Here is a 20,644-nt window from a genome sequence, read left to right as displayed (position 1 = left end):
GGCCAAGTCACCGGGGCGCGACATCTCTCAGGCAAGACCCAGGATGTCCTGTTAACGGACGATCGTCAGCGTCTCGGCGGCGCGGGTAATGGCCGTATAGAGCCAGCGCTCGCGGGTATCGCGGAACGCCCAGCTCTCATCGAACAGCACGACATTGTTCCACTGCGAGCCCTGCGCCTTGTGCACCGTCAGCGCATAGCCGTAATCGAATTCGTCGTAGCGCTTGCGCGTCGACCACGGGATCTCGCCCTCGACATCCTCGAAGGCCTGCTTCAAGAGCTTGATCTTCGCTGCCCCGCGATCCATGTCGTCATCTTCCGGACGCACCAGCAGATTGATGCCCGGCTTCGTCGTTTCCCTGGAAGAGGTCATCACCTGCCAGAGGGAGCCGTTGAGCAGCCCCTTGGCGGGGTCGTTGCGCAGACAGACCAGCTTATCGCCGGATTGCGGATAATCGGCTGTAAAACCCTTGAGCTCACGCAGGCGCTGATTGTAGCGCCGGCGCGTCCTGTTGGTGCCGACAAGCACCTGATCGGCCTCCAGCACCAGCGGCTGCGTGACCTCGTTCTTCGAGATCACCTGTGCGGTGCCATAGTCGCCATGCATGATTTCCTTGCCCTCACGCACCTGCATGGCGAGCTGGATGATCGGATTGTCGCGTGCCTGGCGGTGAATGTCCGTCAGAAGATAATCCGGCTCCTCATTCGTGAAGAAACCGCCGCCGGACACCGGCGGCAGCTGCCCGGGATCGCCGAGCACCAGAATGGGCGTGCCGAAGCTCATCAAATCCTTGCCGAGCGCTTCGTCCACCATCGAGCATTCGTCGACGATGATCAGCGCGGCCTTGGCAACCGGGCTCTGACGGTTGATCGTGAACATCGGGGCAATCGATGTCTTGCCTGTCTCTTCGTCCTCAACAGCTTCCTCGCCGCGCGGCCGGTAGATCAGCGAATGGATGGTCTTGGCATTCGAGGCGCCGCGTGAGCGCAGCACCTGCGCCGCCTTGCCGGTAAAGGCAGCGAACAGCACTTCGCCATCCACATGCTCGGCGAAATGCCGCGCAAGCGTCGTCTTGCCCGTGCCGGCATAGCCGAACAGACGGAACAACGGCGAGCGCCCCTCTTTCAGCCAGTTTGCGACGGCCTTGAGCGCTTCATCTTGTTGCGGCGCGAATTGCATGGTTCGACTTGGCAGGATTCGGTTGATGGAAGCAAGCGGTAAAAAGCCGTCGCCGCCACCACGCGCTTATGTCGTGTATTGAGGATCGTTTTCAAGCACAATCGGCTTACCATGCGGCGTGGCCTCCGCCGCACGCTGCCAGCTTTGTTGCAGGGCCAAGATCGCGTTGGCATCCGCGATACCCTTTGACACCAGCAAGCCGGACAGAGCCGCCACCCAGCAATCGAAATAGTCGCTGCCGTCAATCGCGCGGCCGGGCTTGTGCAACTCGCCGGACAGCCGTTCCGCCCATTCGCTCCAGTCAAACAGGCCCTGCTCATGCAAATGAACTGTCATGGCGAAAGCCTCTGCCGCCCAAGGTTCCGGAAAGATCGGCTCTCCATCGACAGACTTCGGCAATCCGGGGGATTGTGCCAGAGGCGACGTCACCTCACACGCGCTCAAGATAGCTCTCCCAAGCGTCGATCGAGACGGTCAACGAGGGATCGGCGCCCTCGCCCCAGATCTCGGCACCGTCGAAGACGACCGTATAAACCCATTGCGGATTTTCGCCGCGGCCATGGGCATTGTCGTCAGGGAAGACGAAGGAGCCCTGCACCGCTTCGATGACACCCGTCTTTGCGCGGGCATAGCGCGGTAACCTTGTGTGGCCGGTCGGGTTGAAGTTCTTGGTGCGGACATGATCGCCGACGGCAAAGAGCGGTGCAGTATCGACCGGTCGATCGCAAGGGCCGCCCTTGGCCAGCACACCGTCGACCATGTCAGCCGTCAGAACCCGCTTCGGCACCCTGCCCTGTTCGAGCGAGTGACCGCTGCGCAACTCCTCGGCCGTCGCAAAACCATGCCGCTCCAGGAGCATATCGACGGCACGAGTCCAGATCTCATAATAGCTGGCGCCGAGATAGCTCGCCGGCGGAATGTTTTCGCGCGCATGCCGGCTTTCATCGATCGTCCAGGCACCGAAGGCGCCGCAGGAAAGCGTGATACCGAGCGCCCGCTTTTCCCATTCGGCATGGAAATAGGGCTCATTCGGCTCCGGGGCGACCGGGCCGAACCCCATCTGACCGCCGAGATCGTGTGGACCATTCATAGCGTTGCCTCCGGCGCCTTTGCGAGCGCGGTTCCGATCATGGCGTCGCGGCTGACGAGATCCGCAAGCGCCGCCTCGTCCATGCCTTCGGAACCGGCCGGCCGCTCGGGGATTACCAGGTAGCGAAGTTCGGCCGTCGAATCCCAGACGCGGATCTTCGTCTCCTGCGGCAATGTCAGGCCGAATTCGGCGAGCACGCCACGCGGATCGATCACCGCGCGGGAGCGATAGGCCGGAGCCTTATACCAGACCGGCGGCAGCCCGAGTACGGCCCACGGATAGCAGGAGCAAAGCGTGCAGACGATCAGGTTATGCGTTTCCGGCGTATTGAACACCGCACGCATATGCTCGCCTTGGCGGCCTGTAAAACCGAGGCTTGCAATCGCCGCCGTCGCGTCACGCCGCAGCCAATCGGCGAAGTCGGGATCGCTCCAGGCTTTCGCCACCACCTGCGCCCCATTGCGCGGCCCGACCTTCGTCTCGTAGGTCTCGACGATGCGGTCGATCGCCGCCGGGTCGATCAGCCCCTTTTCGGTCAGCAGCGTCTCCAGCGCCTTCACGCGCGCCTGCATATCCGAATAGTGGTTGTCGTGGTGATGGTGATGATGATCGTCATCATCATGCGAGTGCCCGTGGGACATGGCCGTCTCCTGTCTCTTTGCACCTACTTTAGCATCGGCCAGAGACTGAGCACCAGCAGAATGGCCATGGTTATATTGAACCATTTCAGCCTGATGGGATCGGAGAGCCAATCGCGCAGGACGGAGCCGAAGCCGGCCCAGGTCGATACGCTCGGGACGTTCACAGCGGCAAATGCCAATCCGACGACAAGGACCGTGAAGAGATAGAGTTGTTCGTTGGTGTAAGTGGCCATAGCGGTGACAGCCATCACCCACGCCTTGGGATTGACCCATTGGAACGCAGCAGCGCTGATGAAACTCATCGGCTTTGCATCGCTTTCCGCCTCGCTCAGGCTACGCGAGGTGCCGATCTTCCAGGCAATCCAGAGGAGATAGGCCCCGCCGGCAAATTTCAGCGTGGTGTAAAGCACGGGCACCGTGTGCAGAAGTGCACCCAGTCCCAATCCCACAGCAATCAGCAGCACAAAAAAGCCGACACCGATGCCGAGCATGTGCGGAATGGTGCGCCGGAAACCGAAGTTCACACCGGAGGTAAACAACATCATGTTGTTCGGTCCGGGCGTGATCGAGGTCGTGAATGCAAAAAGTAGAAGAGCCAGAAATGTATCCAGCGCCATGATGCCTCCCAGGACACCGTATCGTGACAAGGCGGCATCCAAAATTCTTCGCGCGCGCAAAAAAATGCGACGGCGCATGACGATGCGACATTAGTTCGCCGGCCATACGAAAGCCATAGGATGATTGTCACCGTGACAGGACGGATGCCGATTGAAATCCGGTCGAATGCCCCTATCCTTCGGTTTTCTGTAGCGAGGAAAAACCATGCGCGAGCCCATTCCAACTGTCGCCCTTCCCTCCGGCATCCAGGTTCCGGCGCTTGGCCAGGGCACCTGGAATATGGGCGAGAATGCAGCAACCGCCAGGGATGAGATCGCCAGCTTGAAAACCGGTCTCGATCTGGGCATGACGCTGATCGATACGGCTGAGATGTATGCCGATGGCGGCTCGGAGGAGATCGTTGGCAAGGCGATCGAAGGCCGCCGCGACGAGGTTTTCCTCGTCAGCAAGGTCTATCCCGCCAATGCGAGCCGCAAGGGCGCGGTTGCGGCCTGCGAACGCAGCCTGAAGCGCCTGAATACCGATCGCATCGATCTCTATCTGCTGCATTGGCGCGGTAACTATCCGCTGGAAGAAACAGTGGAAGCCTTCGAAGACCTCAAGGCGGCGGGCAAGATCGAGGCTTGGGGCGTGTCGAATTTCGATGTCGCGGATATGGACGAGCTGCTTTCCCTGCCGAACGGCGGCAATGTCGCCGCCAACCAGGTGCTCTACAATCTCTCCCGGCGCGGCATCGAATATGACCTCTTGCCCTGGTGCCAGGAGCGCAGCATTCCGATCATGGCCTATTCTCCGATCGAGCAAGGCCGCCTGCTCCACCATCCCGAGCTGATCCGCGTCGCCAAGACCTATCAGGCGACACCGGCGCAAGTCGCGCTTGCCTTTCTGCTGGAACGCGACGGCGTGATAGCAATCCCGAAGTCCTCGAACCCTCAGCGCATCGAGGAAAACCGTGATTCTGTCGATATTGATATCACCGACGAGGATTGGGCCGTGCTCGACACCGCCTTCCCGCCGCCGTCGCGAAAGAAGTCATTGGACATGCTGTAGGTTCAGGCAGCCGCCTTCTGCTGCGCGACGATCAGCTCGATCGCCCGAAAGACATCGATCTCTCGCCAGTCGGCCGGATCGCGGTAGGTCGGATAAAGTGAAAATGCGGCAGCGGCGATCTGATCGACGGCCCTTCGCTTCGTTCGACGCCCGGCAAGCACGGCCTTGGTGTAAACGCCGAAATGATCCTCGGTCACTCCCCAGCCCGCATAAAAGGGTGCGGCATAGCAGCGAACCGGAATGCCGCGCAGAAGCGCATCAAAGCCAAACTGGCTGGAAACAGTCCAGACTTCGTCCACGACTTCGAGGATGGAGGCCACCGACACGGCATCGCCAATCATGACCACATCACCCTTGGAAGTCGATCCGGTAAGATACCCCTTACGAAGACCGGCCATGACATCCGGATGAGTACGAATGAGGCATTGTGCATCGGTTGCCAGCGCATCGGCAAGCATCTTCTCGAAGGAGACTTTTGAGCCGAGCGCCCGACCGACGGAAACGTCGCCAACGACCTGATCGACCAGCAGAATGCGCCGCTTGGTCGTCCGCTCGATGTGAGGCGATCGATGAGGGAGATGATTATACTTCGAGAGCTTGTTGAGAACGATCTGCTCACGGATGGTGCGGCCAAGCTCTCCAGCCTCTCCCGCCCCCTCAATCAGCCGCTCAAGCCGCGAGGACCTGCTTACATCGACGGGCAGACCGAGATCGTCGATAACGATGGACAGCGGAATGGCGCCGGACTTGCCAAGCCCCATCGACCGCAGGAAGCCGTCCTCGAGGTGCCAGTGGCGCAATCCGCGAAACCGCGCAATCCCGTCCGCCACCTTGGCCGGCGCACGGCCGCCCCAGGACAGGACGCCGCCAATTCCAGGAGAAAGGATCGAGGCCAGTTTCTGCGAACGGAAATAATGGCCGAGCCAGGGGAAATCACTTCGTACGAAAGGCGCCGCACCGAGGCGCATGTCAGCGGGCGGATGCCACGGCTTTTCACCTATCTCAGGCAAAGTCTCGCCGGCAAGGACTGCCACAATATTCCCCCGCTAGAAATGATATCGCCGGCCCAAGTCGGCCGTCGCAAAAGATAGAGCGGTTTGGTGCTTCACGAAAGCACCAAACCGCTCTGATTTCTCACGCAATTCTGACCAGCAAACCGATCAACGCCGCAGGCTCTTACATTCCCTGCGAGCCGCGGTTCATCGCAGCGATGCCGGTGCGGCAGACTTCGATAAGGCCGAGCGGCTTGACGATGGCGATGAACTGGTCGATTTTCGAGGATTTGCCGGTGATCTCGAAAATGAAGTGCTCGACGGTCGCATCCACCACCTTGGCGTGGAAGGCGTCGGCGAGCCGCAGCGTCTCGGCACGAGTCTCGCCGCTTCCGGTCACCTTCAGCAACGCCACTTCGCGCTCGATCGGCCGCTCCTGGCCGAGTTCGCGGGCGCGTACCGTCAGATCGACGACGCGGTGAACGGGAACGATGCGCTCAAGCTGCGCCTTGATTTGCTCAAGCACCTGCGGCGTGCCGCGCGTCACGATGGTGATACGCGACAGATGCGCCTGATGTTCCGTCTCGGAAACCGTGAGGCTCTCAATGTTGTAGCCTCGGCCGGAAAAGAGGCCGATGACGCGGGCGAGAACGCCCGGCTCGTTATCGACGAGCACCGAAAGCGTATGGCTCTCGGCCGCCGCGGTTTCCGGCGAAATGAAATAGGCGGAGCCCGTGGGTTGAAGGTGTGCGTTCATGATCCTTGTTCCGTTTCCTCGGTTCTTATTCGGTATGCCAGCGAGATCCGTTGGGGCGCGGCTCCTGCTGCACCCAAGCTATCGATCAAACCAGCTGGCGACCCTTGGCGTCGATGGCGTTGGCGACGGCCTCGTCGGTCGCCTCATCAGGCAGCAACATTTCATTATGCGCCTTGCCCGAGGGGATCATCGGGAAGCAGTTGGCGAGATTGGCGACGCGGCAATCGAAGATGACCGGCTTCTTGACGTCGATCATCTCCTGAATGGCGGCATCGAGATCACCCGGCTTTTCGCAACGCAGGCCGACAGCGCCATAGGCTTCCGCAAGCTTGACGAAATCGGGCATCGCTTCCGTGTAGGAATTGGAGAGACGATTGCCGTGCAGCAGCTGCTGCCACTGACGAACCATGCCCATGTACTGGTTGTTCAGGATGAAGATCTTGATCGGCGCATTGTGCTGGATCGCAGCCGACATTTCCTGAATGCACATCTGGATCGAGGCATCGCCGGCAATATCGATGACCAGGCTCTCGGGATGGGCGATCTGAACGCCGAGCGCTGCCGGCAAACCATAGCCCATGGTGCCGAGGCCGCCCGAAGTCATCCAGCGGTTCGGCTGTTCGAAGCCGTAGAACTGCGCCGCCCACATCTGATGCTGACCGACTTCTGTGGTGATGTAGGTATCGCGATGCTTCGTCAGCTCATAGAGACGCTGGATCGCATATTGCGGCATGATGACATCGTCGCTCGGCTTGTAGGCGAACGAGTTGCGCGCGCGCCAGCGGGCAACATCAGCCCACCAATCGCCCAAACGCTCTGCGGCAGGCTTCTGCGGCAGTGCACGCCACAGGCGAACCATATCTTCCAGAACATTGCCGACATCGCCGAGAATGCCGACATCGACGCGGACATTCTTGTTGATCGAGGACGGATCGATATCGATATGGATCTTCTTCGAATTCGGCGAAAAAGCATTCAGGCGGCCGGTAATGCGGTCGTCGAAGCGTGCACCGATGCAGACCATGACGTCGCAATCATGCATCGCCATGTTGGCCTCGTAGGAACCATGCATGCCGAGCATGCCGAGCCAGTTCTTGCCGGAAGCCGGATAAGCGCCGAGGCCCATCAGCGTCGAAGTGATCGGGAAATCGGTCAGCTCGACCAGCTCGCGCAGCAGTTTGCAGGCTTCCGGACCGGAATTGACGACGCCGCCACCGGAATAGATGACCGGACGACGAGCATTTTTCATCAGCTCGATCGCCTGCGTGATCTTGTTGAGATCGCCCTGCATCTTCGGCTGATAGCTCTTCTGGACGTGATGCGCTTCCGGCGGCGTGTAGGTGCCGGTTGCGAATTGGATGTCCTTCGGAATGTCGACGACGACGGGACCTGGACGACCCGACTGGGCGATGCGGAAGGCTTCATGAATGACCGCTGCCAGCTCATTGACGTCCTTGACCAACCAGTTGTGCTTGGTGCAGGGCCGCGTGATTCCGACCGTATCGCATTCCTGGAAGGCGTCAGAGCCGATCAGCGTGGTCGGGACCTGACCGCTGAGACAAACGAGCGGTATGGAATCCATCAAGGCATCCTGCAGCGGCGTAACCGCATTGGTCGCGCCAGGGCCGGAGGTGACCAGCATGACGCCGACCTTGCCGGTGGAGCGGGCATAGCCTTCGGCCGCATGACCGGCGCCCTGCTCGTGGCGGACGAGAATGTGCTTGATGTCGTCCTGCTGGAAGATTTCGTCATAGATCGGAAGCACAGCGCCGCCCGGATAACCGAAGATGTGCTCGACGCCGTTGTCCTTGAGCGCCCGCAGCACGATCTCCGCGCCTGTCATTCGATTGCCGCTCGCCTGATTATCTGTGCCGGTCATACGTTTGTTCCGCTGTCTGCTGGAGGTTTGGAAAGATGAAATCTCGATTTCGGGCATAAAAAAAGGCCCCTTCGGGAGCCTGTCATCTAGCGCATGGGTGGCTGTCGCCGGATGGTTACACCATCCTGCCCATGCGCCTTCCCACCACGATAAGAACGATCGAGTTTTTCATGGGCCGAAGTGATAGACAGAAAATTTCGAAGCGTCAACGCGTGAAGCAATAAAAAATCGCGACCGCATCATAACCCTATAAAAAGCATGGGTAACAGACAGGGTTTTGTTAAGCCCACGTCTCTATGCTCCGGCATCTATTAGTTGGGGTAACTGTTTGCTGAATAAAGACCTGCAGACATCAGGCAACGCTGGAGATTTTGATCGCCGCGACAAGCTGAAGCCGGGAAATCGCTTCCTTGGCCGCGTTGTCGCGTGCAACGGTTCTAGAGCGACGATCGCCGCTGTGGCCGAGGCCGGCGGCACGGACCTAACCGAACTCTGGTCGGTCGGCCGACTGATCTCCATCAGCGTCGGGAAGAACCGCGTCGCAGCCCTTGTCTATTCGATGAATACGCAAAGCGTCGGCTGGGGAGAAGGGCAGGACAATCTCTTCCGCATCGAGGTGGAACTGCTCGGCGAAGTCCGTGTCGGACCGGATGGCCGCGAGGAGTTTTCGAGCGGCATATCGGCCTATCCCTATCTCGGTGCAATCGCGCACCGTATCCGTGCGGCCGACCTTATGCGCATTTTCGATGCCGGCAAGGGCAGCAGCTGCGTCATCGGCAAGCTGACGCAAGACGAAAGCATCGATGCTGCCATTCATATTCCCTCCATGCTCTCGAAACACTTCGCTGTCGTCGGCTCCACAGGCGTCGGCAAATCCACTGCGGTCTCGCTGCTGCTGCACAAGGCGATCGCAGCCGATCCAAAATTGCGCGTGCTGATCCTCGATCCGCACAATGAATTCGCCGCCGCCTTTCCGAGGCACGCCGTCGTCATCGACACCGATACCCTAGACCTGCCCTTCTGGCTGATGCGGCTGGAGGAGTTCAGCGAAGTCGTTTTCCGCGGCCGTCCTGCAGTGCCGGAAGAGCTCGATGCGCTGCGTGACCTTATCCCCGAAGCGAGACGCGCCTTCCGCGGCAGCGATTCCACTCTGATGCGACGCCAGACGGAAAAGGCCTCGGTGACAGCGGACACGCCGGTTCCCTACCGCATGGCCGATCTGCTGGCATTAATAGACGAGCGCATTGGCCGCCTCGAAGGCCGTCAGGAAAAGCCGCATCTGCGCTCCCTAAAGATGCGCATCATCTCGGCGATCAACGATCCCCGTTATCACTTCATGTTCTCCAACAACACGATCACCGATACGATCATGGAGACCATCGCCAAGATCTTCCGCATTCCCGGTGACGGCAAGCCGATCTGCACCTTCCAGCTCGCCGGCATCCCTTCGGAAGTCATCAATTCTGTCGCTTCAGTGCTTTGCCGCATGGCCTTCGAACTGGCGCTCTGGAGCGAGGGCGCAATCCACATGCTCGTCGTCTGCGAGGAAGCCCACCGCTATATTCCCGCCGACCCAACGCTCGGCTTCTTCCCGACACGACAAGCCATTGCCCGCATCGCCAAGGAAGGCCGCAAATACGGCGTATCGCTTGGCATCATCACGCAGCGACCGGGCGAACTGGATCAGACGATCCTGTCGCAGTGCTCGACGCTCTTTGCCATGCGCCTTGCCAATGATCGCGACCAGGAAATCATCCGTTCGGCCATCCCGAACTCCTCGATCTCGACGACAAGCTTCCTGTCGTCGATCGGCAATGGCGAAGCCATCGCCTTCGGCGAGGCCATCGCAGTGCCGATGCGGATGCGCTTTTCCCAGGTCGAACGGCATTTGCTGCCAAAAGCCAGCGGCAGCGTCGCAAAAACCAGTGAGGATTCGCCGGATACGGTCGATTTGCGCACGATCATCGGCCGCATGCGCTCGATTACAGGTCCCGATATCAGTCCTCTGCAGCAGAGCTACAATGCTGTGCCCATGACGGATATCAAGGATGATTTCGACGAAGTGGCAGTCGAGCAGCCAATACGGCCCCACGCGGAATCGAGCCAGCAACCGATCGAACCTTATCGTCCGGACATGCTGCCACGCACCGCCGCACCGCAACCCGCGGCCGCCTCGCAAACATCGATCGACAGCAAGCTTGCCGAACTGCGCCGCGAATTCCGCAGCGATGAAGGAGGCACGCGCTCGGTGCCAAGAGAGGCCGCGCCATCTCTGCGGCGAGAATCCGGCTTGTCCTTGCGGGACAGCATTCTGAAAAAGCCACTCAGCAGCCTTTACGACAAAGACTGACTCCCGAACTACGGGCTCAAACGCTCCCAACTCTCGTCCATCTGATTGCGGAACCAGGTCATCTGCCGCTTGGCATATTGCCGCGTCGCAGCAGATCCGGTTTCGATGACCTCGACACGTGTCATCTCCCCCTTCAGCATCCCGGCAATCTGCGCGACCCCGATCGCCTTCATGACGGGCATTTCCGGTGGAAGATCCAATGCCAACAGAGCCTTCACCTCCTCTTCCGCTCCCATAGCCAGCATTTTCTCGAAACGGCTGTTGATGCGTTCGTGCAGAATAGCGCGCTCAGGCAGAACCACGATCTTTCGTGCACGGTCGGGATCGATGACCATTGGCCCGTTCTTCCCCTGAAAAGCGGCGATGGACCGGCCTGTCGCTTCGATCACTTCCAGGGCGCGAACGATACGCTGCCCGTCCTGCGGGTTCAGCATTTCGGCAACGGCGGCGTCGCGCTCCGCAAGCTCACGATGCAGCGCTTCCGCCCCTTCCGCCACCAGCCGGCTGCGGAGATGATTGCGGATACCAGGCGGAATTTCCGGCATGTCGGACAGTCCGCCCGTCAGCGCCTTGAAATAGAGGCCGGTGCCACCGACAAAGACGGGCATTCTGCCCTCGACGCGCAGGCGCTCGACCAAAGCGTCTGCCTCGCGCAACCAGATGCCGGTCGAATAGGCCTGCCCCGCCGGGACATGGCCGTAAAGATGGTGTGGAATGCCCTCCATATCGGCCTCGGAGGGCCGTGCGGTCAGCACGCGCAGGGTATCATAGACTTGCATGCTGTCGGCATTGATGACGACGCCATCATGCGAACGGGCCAATTCTACCGCCAGTGCGGACTTGCCGCTGGCGGTCGGCCCGGTTATCAGGATCGCGTCGATATTGCTTATAGGGTTTCTGCTCATGGCCTTCGTTGCCACGCTTATTGCCAATCCGTCAAACCCCGTTCTCGTTCCGGCCATCGCCGAACAGGCGGCTGATGCTGTCAAGGCATCCGGGCTCTACTGGCTGGCCGACGGCATTGCCTGCGATATCGCGCTTCGCGACGACACCGATATCGAGGCAGCAGAGGCTAATATACTGGCGGTGATCGGCAGCGAACCTATCGATCTCGTCATCCAGCAAGCCGAAACCCGCCGCAAGAAATTGCTGATTGCCGACATGGATTCTACGATAATCGGCCAGGAATGCATCGACGAGCTTGCTGCCGAAGTCGGCCTCAAGGAGAAAGTTGCCGATATCACCGCCCGCGCCATGAATGGGGAAATCGCCTTCGAGCCGGCGCTACGCGAGCGCGTTGCTCTCTTGAAGGGACTGCCGCTCTCCGTTGTCGACGATGTCATCGCCAAGCGCATCACGCTGACGCCGGGCGGCCCCGAACTCATCGCCACCATGAAGGCGAAGGGTTATTACGCCGCCCTTGTTTCCGGCGGCTTCACCGTCTTCACCAGCAGGATCGGCGCCACCCTCGGCTTCGACGAGAATCGGGCAAATGTCCTGCTGGAAGAAAAGGGTATCCTGACCGGCCTCGTCGAAGAGCCCATCCTCGGTAAGCAGGCCAAGGTGGACGCGCTGAACGATATCGCCGAAAAGCTCGGTATATCCACCGATGACGCCATGGCCGTCGGCGACGGCGCCAATGACCTCGGTATGCTGCAGCTTGCCGGTTCCGGCGTCGCGCTCCATGCCAAGCCAACTGTTTCGGCGCAGGCCAGGATGCGCATCGACCACGGTGACCTGACTGCCCTGCTCTATATCCAGGGCTACCGCAAGACGGACTTCGTCAAACCATAGAGCAGCGCAAATCGCCGAGCTCGGGGACCGCAGATGATCATTACCGAAACCGAACGCCTCATCATTCGCAATTGGCGCGAAGGGGATCGCGACCTGGCCTTGGAGATCAATTCCGACGAGGCGGTCATGGAATTCTTCCCGTTTCGCCGCAATCGCGCGGAAGCGGACGCCTTCTTCGATCGCGTCCAGTCGATGATCGCGGAAACCGGGCTCGGTCTCTATGTGCTGGAGCTCAAAGCCAGCGGCGAGGCAATCGGTTATTGCGGACTGGTGCGCACCGATCATCTGGAACCGTTCGTCGCGATCGGAACCGTCGAGATCGGCTGGCGGCTGGTGGCGCGGCACTGGGGCAAGGGATTGGTCAGCGAGGCGGCGCGGGCGCTTCTTGCTCACGGCTTCGAAAGGCACGGTCTTGACGAGATCGTTTCCTTCGCCGTGCATAACAATGTCAGGTCGACCGCTGTCATGGAGCGGATCGGCATGCATCGCGTCGAGGGCGGCGATTTCAACCACCCCAATGTGCCCGATACCCATCCACATCTGCAGCGCCACGTCCTCTACCGACTGACGGCAGCTCAGTGGCGCTCCCGGCAATGACCCCGATCGAAACGGCTCGACTGATCCTGCGCCCCTGCGCGGAAGAGGATCGTGGGTTGTTTTATGAACTCAGCTCGGACCCAGCCGTCCTCGAATTCTTCCCCTTTGCCCGCAGCCGCGAAGATGCCGACACCATCTTTTCCATGATCCGGAACGGAACGCCGGAACCCGGCTTCGAGCTTCTCACCATGGTCTTGAGGGTTGATGGCACGGCAGCCGGATTCTGCAGCCTGTCTAGAGTGCAGCTCGAGCCGCATTTGCCCCGCGATGCAGTGGAAATCGGCTGGCGGATATCGGCGCGCCATTGGGGCAAGGGCTATGCGACCGAGGCCGGCATGGCTCTTGTGCACCACGCTTTTACCGCGCTGAACCTCGAAGAAATCCTGTCCGTTGCGGTTCATGACAATACGCGCGCCCTGGCCGTGATGCGCAAGATCGGCATACACCCTCATCCGGCCTGCGATTTCGACCATCCGCAAATTCCGGAGACGCATCCGCATCTGAAGCGCCATGTGGTCTACCGCCTGAGCGCCGCAGAGTGGCGGGCGCAGCACGCGATGCAGACCGGGAGCTGAATTCTACTCAAGCGCGACGGCGATGAAACGCAAGTCACCGTTCGGAGACGCAATCATCATCTGCGCATTGCGGCGGCCTTCCCGCTTCAGTGAAGCCACTTTCTCCGAGGCAGCGCTCGGAGTCTGGACAAATTCCTGCGCGACCTCAACGACGACGTCGCCAGGCTTCAGCCCCTTCTCCGCGGCTGCCGAGCCTGGTGCCACTTCGGTGATGACGACGCCATCGACACTGTCGGCGATGCCGAAGCTCTTGCGGTTTTCGGCAGTCAGCGTCGAGAGCTTCATTCCGAGAATATTCGAGGTCGCCTGAACTGGCGGCTGAGCCTGCGGTGATTGCTGCGGGTCGCCGCCCTGATCCTGTCCATCCATACTGTCGTCGTCACCATCGTCTCCCTGGTCGGGATTGATGACGCCGTCACTGTTGCCCTTGTCATCAGGCGCAAGCTGCGGCTTCTTGTTCTTGTCAGCGCTTGCCGCTGCCGCTTGATCGCTGTCCTCCAGTCGACCGAGCGTCACCTTGATGGTTTGCTGCTTACCATCGCGATAGATGACGACATCGACTTCCTTACCGACGGGGCTTTCCGCAACAACACGCGGCAAATCGCGCATCTCGTCCACATCCTTGCCGTCGAACTTCAGGATGACATCGCCCGCCTTGATCGAGCCGTTATCGACAGGGCCACCCTTGATGACACCAGCCACAAGGGCTCCCTTGGCTTCTGAAAGACCGAGACTATTGGCGACATCGTCCGTGACCGGTTGGATGCGCACGCCGAGCCAGCCGCGGCGCGTCTCGCCGAAGTCACGGAGCTGATTGACGACGCCCTCAGCCAGTTCGGACGGGACGGCAAAGCCGATACCGATCGAGCCGCCGCTCGGGGAGATGATGGCGGTGTTGATGCCGATCACCTCGCCCTTCATGTTGAAGAGCGGACCGCCGGAATTGCCTTTGTTGATCGCCGCATCCGTCTGGATGAAATTGTCGTAGGGGCCGGCGTTGATGTTGCGGCCACGCGCCGAGACGATGCCGACGGTCACCGAGCCGCCGAGGCCGAAGGGATTGCCGATTGCCATCACCCAGTCGCCGATCCGCATCTTGGAGGAATCGCCGAATTTGACCGCCGTGAGCGGGTGCTTCGGCTCGACCTTGAGGACCGAAAGGTCAGTCTTCGTATCCGTTCCGATCAGCTTGGCCTTCAGCTTTGTGCCGTTTGGGAAGATCGCCTCGATATCGTCAGCGCCTTCAATGACGTGATTGTTGGTGACGATATAGCCTGAGGGATCGATGACGAAGCCGGAGCCGAGTGAGCTCACCTTGCGATTGCTGTCGTCGTCTTTCTTGTTATTGAAGAAATCGTTGAACTCATCCTGCCAGGGCGAATTGTCCGGCACCTTCGGCGTCGCCGGCCCATTCCCCTCATCCTTGACCTTCTGCGACGTGGAAATATTGACGACCGCATCGAGCAATCCGGAAGCGAGATCGGCAACCGATGCCGGGCCGGCATTCATGGCCGGGTTCGTCGTGACCGTTGGAGATGCTGCCGGCGGCGTCTGATTGTTGGTCGCGGTCGGCGGCTGGGCACCTGCGGCTGCACCGCTGTTCTGCGTCTGCGCATAAGCCTGTTCGGTGACGCCCGCAACGGGGCCGGCAATCAATGCGATGCTTGCAAGCAAGGCAAACGAACGGCTGAAAGGCAGGCGATTGGTCGAAGCCATCAGGCATCCTCATCACGATAGGGGAAAACTCGTATAAGCATCAACATAAGGCGGAATGATGAAGCGTGAAATCACCTTTTTGAGAAATCCCCGAAGCTCCTCGCTGCCGATGCTTGCAGGCGAAAGGTGATACAATCCGTCATAAAGAAAGGGCCGCCCTGAGGCAGCCCTTTCGTTTCAATGTATGACGCCTCAGTTCGCAGGCGGCGTCGGATTGGCGAGTGCCGGCGCCCCGGAATTGGGTGCGGAACCGGCAGGACTGTCAAAATATTTGAAGAAGTCAGACTGGTTCGGCGGCAGGACAAGCGTCTTGCCACCCGAGGCGAGCGCCTTATTGTAAGCCGCCATCGAGCGATAGAACTCGTAGAAGTTCGGATCGCGCTTCGAGGCATCCGCGAAGATGGCGTTGCGCTCAGCTTCGCCTTCACCACGCAGCACTTCCGAATCCTTCTGCGCATCGGCAACGATCTCGACGACCTGACGGTCAGCAACTGCCCGGCGGCGCTGGCCCTCTTCGTTACCGCGCGCGCGGATCAGCTCGGCTTCCGCCAGACGCTCGGCCTTCATACGGTCGTAAGTGTTCTGCGACACTTCCTGAGACAGGTCCGTGCGGCGTATCCGGACGTCCTCAATGTTAAGGCCGAGTGATTCCGCATCGCGATGCAGATCGTTGCGTACTTCCGTCATCATCGCAGCACGTTCGTTGGAAAGCGCCGCTTCGAAACCACGCAGACCATAGACGCGACGCAGAGCAGCGTCGAGGCGGGTCCTGAGACGCGATTCAGCCGCATCGCGATCACCCGAGACGGTCTCGCGGAACTTGCGCGCATCCATGATCTTGTAGACCACGAAGGCATCGACTTCGTAGAACTTGCCGCCGGAGACCTGGACACGGATGTTGTCCAGATCGAAGCGGAGTTCCTGTAGTTGCACATACTGGACGCGATCGGCATCCATGAAGGCGAAAGGCAGCTTGAAGTAGATGCCGGGCTCCGTCTTCACGTCACGAATCTGGCCGAAGCGCAGGACGATCGCCTGTTCACGCGCGTTGACCACGAACACCGACGAATAAATAAGCAGCAGCACTACCGCGAGCGCGATAAGAATGGCTGGCAAACGGCTGGATGTCATTATTTGGCCTCCGGCTGAGTTGCAGCAGCGGGCTTGCCCGCCGGCATCGTGGACTGTTTGCCGACTTCGTTCAGCGGCAGGTAAGGCACGACGCCCTGCTTGTCGTCGATGATGATGCTGTTGGAATTGCCGATGACGGACTCCATGGTTTCCAGGAACAGACGCTTGCGCGTGACTTCGGGCGCCTTGACGTATTCGTCGTAGATTGAGATGAAGCGCTGCGCCTCGCCCTGCGCTTCCTTCACGATACGGTCCTTGTAGGCAGCCGCTTCTTCGCGGATCTGAGCCGCGCGACCGCGGGCCTGACCGAGCTTCTGGTTGGCGTATTGATTGGCCTCTTCCACCTGCTGGTCTTCGTTCTGCTCCGCACGCTGCACTTCTTCGAATGCATCAGCTACTTCGCGCGGCGGCGAGACATCCTCGATCGGAACAGCGTTGATGGAGATACCGGAGCCGTAGCGATCCATTGTATCCTGGATGATGCTTCTGACCTCGGTCGCGATTTCCTGACGCTTGTCGCGATAGATGTCCTGAGCCGGACGGCGGCCAACGACCTCACGCATAGCGCTCTCCGCAACCTGCTGCAAAGTCTCGTCGGGGGTCTCGAGATTGAACAGGTAGGATTGCGGGTTGGTCACAGTATAGAGGATCGAGAACTGCACGTTGACGATGTTCTGATCGCCCGTCAGCATCAGACCAGCATTCGAACCGGCCGAGGAGCGGCCGCCGATATTGCGCTGCTGTTCGGTGACCTTCACGAATTCGATGCGGTCCATCGGCCAGAAATGGAAATGCAGGCCGGGCATGGAGACTTCCTCGCGCGGCTTGCCGAAGCGCAGCTCAACGCCACGTTCGTCCGGCTGCACGGTATAGATGCACTGGATCAGCCAGAAAACGGCAATCACTGCGATGATGATGAGTACGACGCCCGCATTGAAGCCACCAGGTACGAAACCTTTCAATCGGTCCTGACCGCGGCGAATAATATCCTCAAGGTCGGGTGGCCCGCCGCTGCCTCGCGGCCGGTTCGGTCCCTGCCCCCAGGGTCCCTGATTATTTCCGCCGCCACCGCCGCCCCATGGGCCACCGCCGCCGCCATTCTGATTGCTCCAAGGCATCAAAACCTCTTTGTTTGTTGACTCCCGATATCGCGCCACGCCCACGAAATTCGCGGGTGGCAGCGATTGTTTCCCGTTATAGGTATCGAAGCACCTGCTTTCAACGCGACTTCAGGAAGTTCGTCGGATTCATTGGAAAATATTTGCTTTTTGGGGGCAGCTCTTATGCTTTTCGTCTGAAATAGCGAACGAAACGCGTCGGATAAGTGTCCTTTTCTCCAGCCGGAACGGCAAGCTCGCTGTCCGCCTGCCAGATGCCGGGATCGATCTTTGGAAAGGACGTATCGCCCTCTACGTCCGCCTCGACATGGGTGATCAGCAGCCGGTCTGCCAGACCGATCGCCTGCCGATAGATTTCGCCACCGCCGAGGATACAGATTTCGTCGACATTGCTCTCATTCGCCAGATGCGACGCAACCGAGATCGCTTCATCGAGCGAGTGCGCCACCATTATTCCCTCGGCCACAAAATCGGTATCCCGAGTAATAACGACATTCGGCCGGCCCGGCAGCGGCTTGCCGATCGACTGGAACGTCTTGCGACCCATGATTACGGGTTTGCCGAGCGTCATCGCCTTGAAGCGCTTGAGATCGGATGACAGCCGCCAGGGCATATCGCCTTCGCGCCCGATGATGCCGTTGCGCGATACGGCAACGACGATGGTTTTGATCGGCTGGGTCATGCGTCTCCCTCAGTCTGCCTCACCGACGCCAATGCGAGTCGGTCCGACGACTTTATATCATCATGGCCGCAACGGCAGATGGAACGCACCTGCCACGGCCCGGTATCAGGCGCCACTATTCAATTTATCGAGTTGGTCGGCCAAAACGGCCCCGCCTTCTCGATCATTGGCCATCCTCCGATAGAGCCCGGCCATACCTTTGAATATCAAGGCAGCTGGATCGTCCTCGCCGAGGAATTCGGAAATCTCCTCCATCTCCGCGACCCAGCGATAGGCTTTCGGATACATATCCGGAATTCCCTGGACGAATTTCGCATCGAGATCCGGCAAGCTTTCCTGAAGTTCGCGTTTCAGGGCGGCATCGGCACCCGAACGGATCGCCGCAAGCAGCATGGCCGTGCCAAGGCCCGTCACACCCTTGTTGATGCCGGCGTAGCACATCTTCAATGCCGAGGCCGCGCCGATTGCCCCATCGATGCGGCGGACCTGAAGCCCATGATCCGCAAGCACGCTGCTGTCGTTCGCTGTATCGCCGCTTACATAGAGTTTCGGTCCCTTCTGGCCCGGTTTCGGCGGACCGCCGATGATGGAGCCGTCGAGAACTACGCCACAATCGCCGCCGAAGATCGCCGCAACCTCCGCCATCGTCTTCGGCGAGATCGCGTTGCAATCCATGAATGTGGTCTTGCTTCCGCTCCGCCGAAGCTCGCCGGCAATGTGCCTGGCGACGGCCACTGCTTCAGCAGGCGGAACGATAGAAAGAATGAGACGCGATGCGGCAACATCGGCCAGATCGACCGGTTGCATGCCGGCTGCTTTCGCCCGCTCGACAGTCGAAGCCGAACGTCCTTCGAGATAGGTGAGCACCCTCGCCCCGTTTTCGACCAAACGCCGGCCAATGGCACTTCCCATTGCGCCAGCTCCGATGACTGCGATCTCCACGGCCAACTCCTTCTCCGATCGAGGAAGACGGCAGCATATCGCCTATCGTCCGGCCGGACGAGCATAATGCCTTGTGGTAACGCTAAGTTTAGCGCTGCCCCTCAGGCGTTACGAAGCACGAGGACGGCATAAATACAGGGCTCGCAGCTCTCATTCTTGAAGACGCAATCCGTCGGCGGACCGAGTTCGAGGCAATCGCCCGCCGACATCGAGTGCTTCGTATCTCCCTCGAGAAACGTTAGCCGTCCCGCCAGCACCCAGATAAGCTGCCGCATGAAGGCATAAGCCGACGCGGGCATTGGAACCACCGCGCCCGCAGGCAATTCGATGCGGACGAGATCGAGCGGCAGGTCCGACTTCGGGGAAACGTGCCTGCGCTCATAACCCGTCTGCGGATCAATCCAGACGGGCTGCTCTTCCTTCCGGAGAAACCGGCCCTGCTGCATCTCCGCACGCGCCATCAGGGTCGACATGCTCAGGCTGAAGGCACCGGAAAGCTTGCCGAGCAACGTCGCCGTCGGGCTGCTTTCGCCGCGCTCTATCTTATGGATCATGGCACGGGATACGGTAGAGCGGTCCGCCAGCTCCGTCAGCGACCAGCCGCGGCTTTCCCGTTCGATGCGAATGCGTGCGCCTATGCGCCTGTCGATATCATCAAGGTGAGGCATGCGTTTTAATATAGTGGACTTCCACAGAGCTGACAATTAGCGCCCTGCACATCCGAAACCTGACCTCATACGAGCCTTCATAGCACGGAAGAACAGTCGAACATTCCTCAAAGCCGTGTAACCTTGAGAATTCCGGCATTCATCGCGAGCCGGCCCGGCGCTTTTTATCCGCCTGATATTTGTAATAATATAATAGACAGATATGGAAATCGATGTATGACAGGATAGAGTAACAAAGACATCTATCCGATTTAGTGGATGCCCTATGGAGCTGCCGATGCAAATTCGCGATGCGGGGGACGAAGATCTCGCGGGCATAACCGCGATCTATAACGACGCCGTCGCCAATACCGCCGCAATCTGGAACGAGACGCAGGTCGATATTGCCAACCGCAGACAATGGCTGCAGGACCGGCATAAGCTCGGCTATCCCGTGCTGGTCGCAACCGATGAGCATGGGGAAGTAGTCGGCTATGCCTCCTTCGGCGACTGGCGTGCCTTTGACGGCTATCGGCACACGGTCGAGCATTCAGTCTACGTGCGCAACGATCAATATCGCGGCGGCATCGGCAAGGCGCTGATGATGGAGCTGATCGAGCGTGCCCGGGCGATCGGCAAACATGCGATGGTCGCAGGCATCGAGGCCGGCAACGTCGCCTCCATTCGGCTGCACGAAAAACTCGGCTTCCAGCAGGTCGGCCTCCTCCCGCAGGTCGGCACGAAGTTCGGGCGGTGGTTGGATCTCGCCTTCCTGCAGCTGCTGCTGGACGAACGCGTCGATCCCGATCCCAAACCATAACCTGCAGGCATGGGGATAATGCCGATTACGGTGCCAAAACTCATTCTCGCCGGCGTTGCCGGCCGA

21 protein-coding genes are annotated in these 20,644 nt (G+C 59.8%); 6 read left to right on the top strand and 15 right to left on the bottom strand.

Annotated elements, in window-relative coordinates; all coding sequences use genetic code 11:
• Positions 1-51: 51 nt before the first annotated feature.
• The 5 genes from AC13QY_RS14140 to AC13QY_RS14120 form a co-directional block, all read right to left on the bottom strand.
• On the bottom strand, positions 52-1,179 hold the full coding sequence (locus tag AC13QY_RS14140; protein WP_095435208.1) for an ATP-dependent DNA helicase: 1,128 nt from the start codon (positions 1,177-1,179) through the stop codon (positions 52-54).
• A 66-nt stretch (positions 1,180-1,245) separates the two neighbouring features.
• Entirely contained in the window at positions 1,246-1,623 is a 378-nt protein-coding gene (locus AC13QY_RS14135; protein ID WP_152092681.1) for a nitrile hydratase accessory protein, read from the bottom strand.
• On the bottom strand, positions 1,610-2,269 hold the full coding sequence (gene nthB, locus AC13QY_RS14130; RefSeq protein WP_152092680.1) for a nitrile hydratase subunit beta: 660 nt from the start codon (positions 2,267-2,269) through the stop codon (positions 1,610-1,612). The genes AC13QY_RS14135 and nthB overlap by 14 nt, the downstream gene beginning before the upstream one ends.
• A complete protein-coding gene (gene nthA / locus AC13QY_RS14125) occupies positions 2,266-2,910 on the bottom strand; it encodes a nitrile hydratase subunit alpha (RefSeq protein ID WP_269244851.1) in 645 nt (214 codons plus the stop codon). Before nthA ends, nthB begins: the two co-directional genes overlap by 4 nt.
• Before the next feature lie 23 nt (positions 2,911-2,933).
• A complete protein-coding gene (locus AC13QY_RS14120) occupies positions 2,934-3,527 on the bottom strand; it encodes a LysE family translocator (RefSeq protein ID WP_113352061.1) in 594 nt (197 codons plus the stop codon).
• 205 nt (positions 3,528-3,732) lie between these two features.
• On the opposite strand from AC13QY_RS14120, the gene AC13QY_RS14115 reads away from it, so the two are divergent.
• Positions 3,733-4,578, top strand: a complete 846-nt coding sequence (locus tag AC13QY_RS14115) for an aldo/keto reductase (protein ID WP_488493607.1) — start codon at positions 3,733-3,735, stop codon at positions 4,576-4,578.
• Positions 4,579-4,580: 2 nt separating this feature from the next.
• Here the strand turns inward: AC13QY_RS14115 and AC13QY_RS14110 are convergent, their stop codons facing one another.
• The 3 genes from AC13QY_RS14110 to AC13QY_RS14100 form a co-directional block, all read right to left on the bottom strand.
• Entirely contained in the window at positions 4,581-5,612 is a 1,032-nt protein-coding gene (locus AC13QY_RS14110) for a capsular polysaccharide export protein, LipB/KpsS family (RefSeq protein WP_488493606.1), read from the bottom strand.
• 142 nt (positions 5,613-5,754) lie between these two features.
• Entirely contained in the window at positions 5,755-6,327 is a 573-nt protein-coding gene (gene ilvN / locus AC13QY_RS14105; RefSeq protein WP_113332962.1) for an acetolactate synthase small subunit, read from the bottom strand.
• An 85-nt stretch (positions 6,328-6,412) separates the two neighbouring features.
• A complete protein-coding gene (locus tag AC13QY_RS14100) occupies positions 6,413-8,206 on the bottom strand; it encodes an acetolactate synthase 3 large subunit (protein ID WP_113352010.1) in 1,794 nt (597 codons plus the stop codon).
• A gap of 328 nt (positions 8,207-8,534) precedes the next feature.
• On the opposite strand from AC13QY_RS14100, the gene AC13QY_RS14095 reads away from it, so the two are divergent.
• Positions 8,535-10,556 carry an ATP-binding protein gene (locus tag AC13QY_RS14095; protein WP_488493605.1) on the top strand — a complete coding sequence of 674 codons (2,022 nt, stop codon included), beginning with the start codon at positions 8,535-8,537 and terminating at the stop codon, positions 10,554-10,556.
• 8 nt (positions 10,557-10,564) lie between these two features.
• On the opposite strand, the gene miaA is transcribed toward AC13QY_RS14095, so the two are convergent.
• Positions 10,565-11,461 (bottom strand): tRNA (adenosine(37)-N6)-dimethylallyltransferase MiaA, encoded by an 897-nt coding sequence (miaA, locus tag AC13QY_RS14090; RefSeq protein ID WP_488493604.1) that lies wholly within the window; start codon positions 11,459-11,461, stop codon positions 10,565-10,567.
• Here miaA and serB point away from each other — a divergent pair.
• From serB to AC13QY_RS14075, 3 genes are read left to right on the top strand one after another with little or no spacing between them, the layout of a single operon-like run.
• On the top strand, positions 11,460-12,350 hold the full coding sequence (serB, locus tag AC13QY_RS14085; RefSeq protein WP_488493603.1) for a phosphoserine phosphatase SerB: 891 nt from the start codon (positions 11,460-11,462) through the stop codon (positions 12,348-12,350). The genes miaA and serB overlap by 2 nt on opposite strands.
• Positions 12,351-12,383: 33 nt before the next feature.
• On the top strand, positions 12,384-12,947 hold the full coding sequence (locus tag AC13QY_RS14080) for a GNAT family N-acetyltransferase (protein ID WP_113332957.1): 564 nt from the start codon (positions 12,384-12,386) through the stop codon (positions 12,945-12,947).
• Positions 12,944-13,522, top strand: coding sequence for a GNAT family N-acetyltransferase (locus tag AC13QY_RS14075; protein ID WP_113332956.1), 579 nt, complete (start codon positions 12,944-12,946; stop codon positions 13,520-13,522). Before AC13QY_RS14080 ends, AC13QY_RS14075 begins: the two co-directional genes overlap by 4 nt.
• Before the next feature lie 3 nt (positions 13,523-13,525).
• Here AC13QY_RS14075 and AC13QY_RS14070 read toward each other — a convergent pair whose 3' ends face one another.
• From AC13QY_RS14070 to AC13QY_RS14045, 6 genes are all read right to left on the bottom strand, one after another.
• On the bottom strand, positions 13,526-15,238 hold the full coding sequence (locus AC13QY_RS14070; RefSeq protein WP_488493602.1) for a DegQ family serine endoprotease: 1,713 nt from the start codon (positions 15,236-15,238) through the stop codon (positions 13,526-13,528).
• A gap of 192 nt (positions 15,239-15,430) precedes the next feature.
• The gene (hflC, locus tag AC13QY_RS14065) at positions 15,431-16,369 is read right to left on the bottom strand and encodes a protease modulator HflC (protein WP_069612488.1); all 939 of its coding nucleotides are present in this window, start codon (positions 16,367-16,369) and stop codon (positions 15,431-15,433) included.
• Positions 16,369-17,487, bottom strand: a complete 1,119-nt coding sequence (hflK, locus tag AC13QY_RS14060; protein WP_113352003.1) for an FtsH protease activity modulator HflK — start codon at positions 17,485-17,487, stop codon at positions 16,369-16,371. Before hflK ends, hflC begins: the two co-directional genes overlap by 1 nt.
• 163 nt (positions 17,488-17,650) lie before the next feature.
• Entirely contained in the window at positions 17,651-18,169 is a 519-nt protein-coding gene (locus AC13QY_RS14055; RefSeq protein WP_113352002.1) for a dihydrofolate reductase, read from the bottom strand.
• Between the two features lie 105 nt (positions 18,170-18,274).
• The gene (locus tag AC13QY_RS14050) at positions 18,275-19,111 is read right to left on the bottom strand and encodes an NAD(P)-dependent oxidoreductase (protein WP_113352059.1); all 837 of its coding nucleotides are present in this window, start codon (positions 19,109-19,111) and stop codon (positions 18,275-18,277) included.
• A 101-nt stretch (positions 19,112-19,212) separates the two neighbouring features.
• A complete protein-coding gene (locus AC13QY_RS14045; protein ID WP_113352001.1) occupies positions 19,213-19,779 on the bottom strand; it encodes a helix-turn-helix domain-containing protein in 567 nt (188 codons plus the stop codon).
• 277 nt (positions 19,780-20,056) lie between these two features.
• On the opposite strand from AC13QY_RS14045, the gene AC13QY_RS14040 reads away from it, so the two are divergent.
• Entirely contained in the window at positions 20,057-20,578 is a 522-nt protein-coding gene (locus AC13QY_RS14040; protein WP_113352058.1) for a GNAT family N-acetyltransferase, read from the top strand.
• The last annotated feature ends 66 nt before the right edge of the window (positions 20,579-20,644 follow it).

The organism is Martinezella sp. CNPSo 3795, assembly GCF_057784475.1.
The sequence above is the reverse complement of the archived record's forward strand: the minus strand, read 5'-3'. Positions and strand labels throughout refer to the sequence as shown.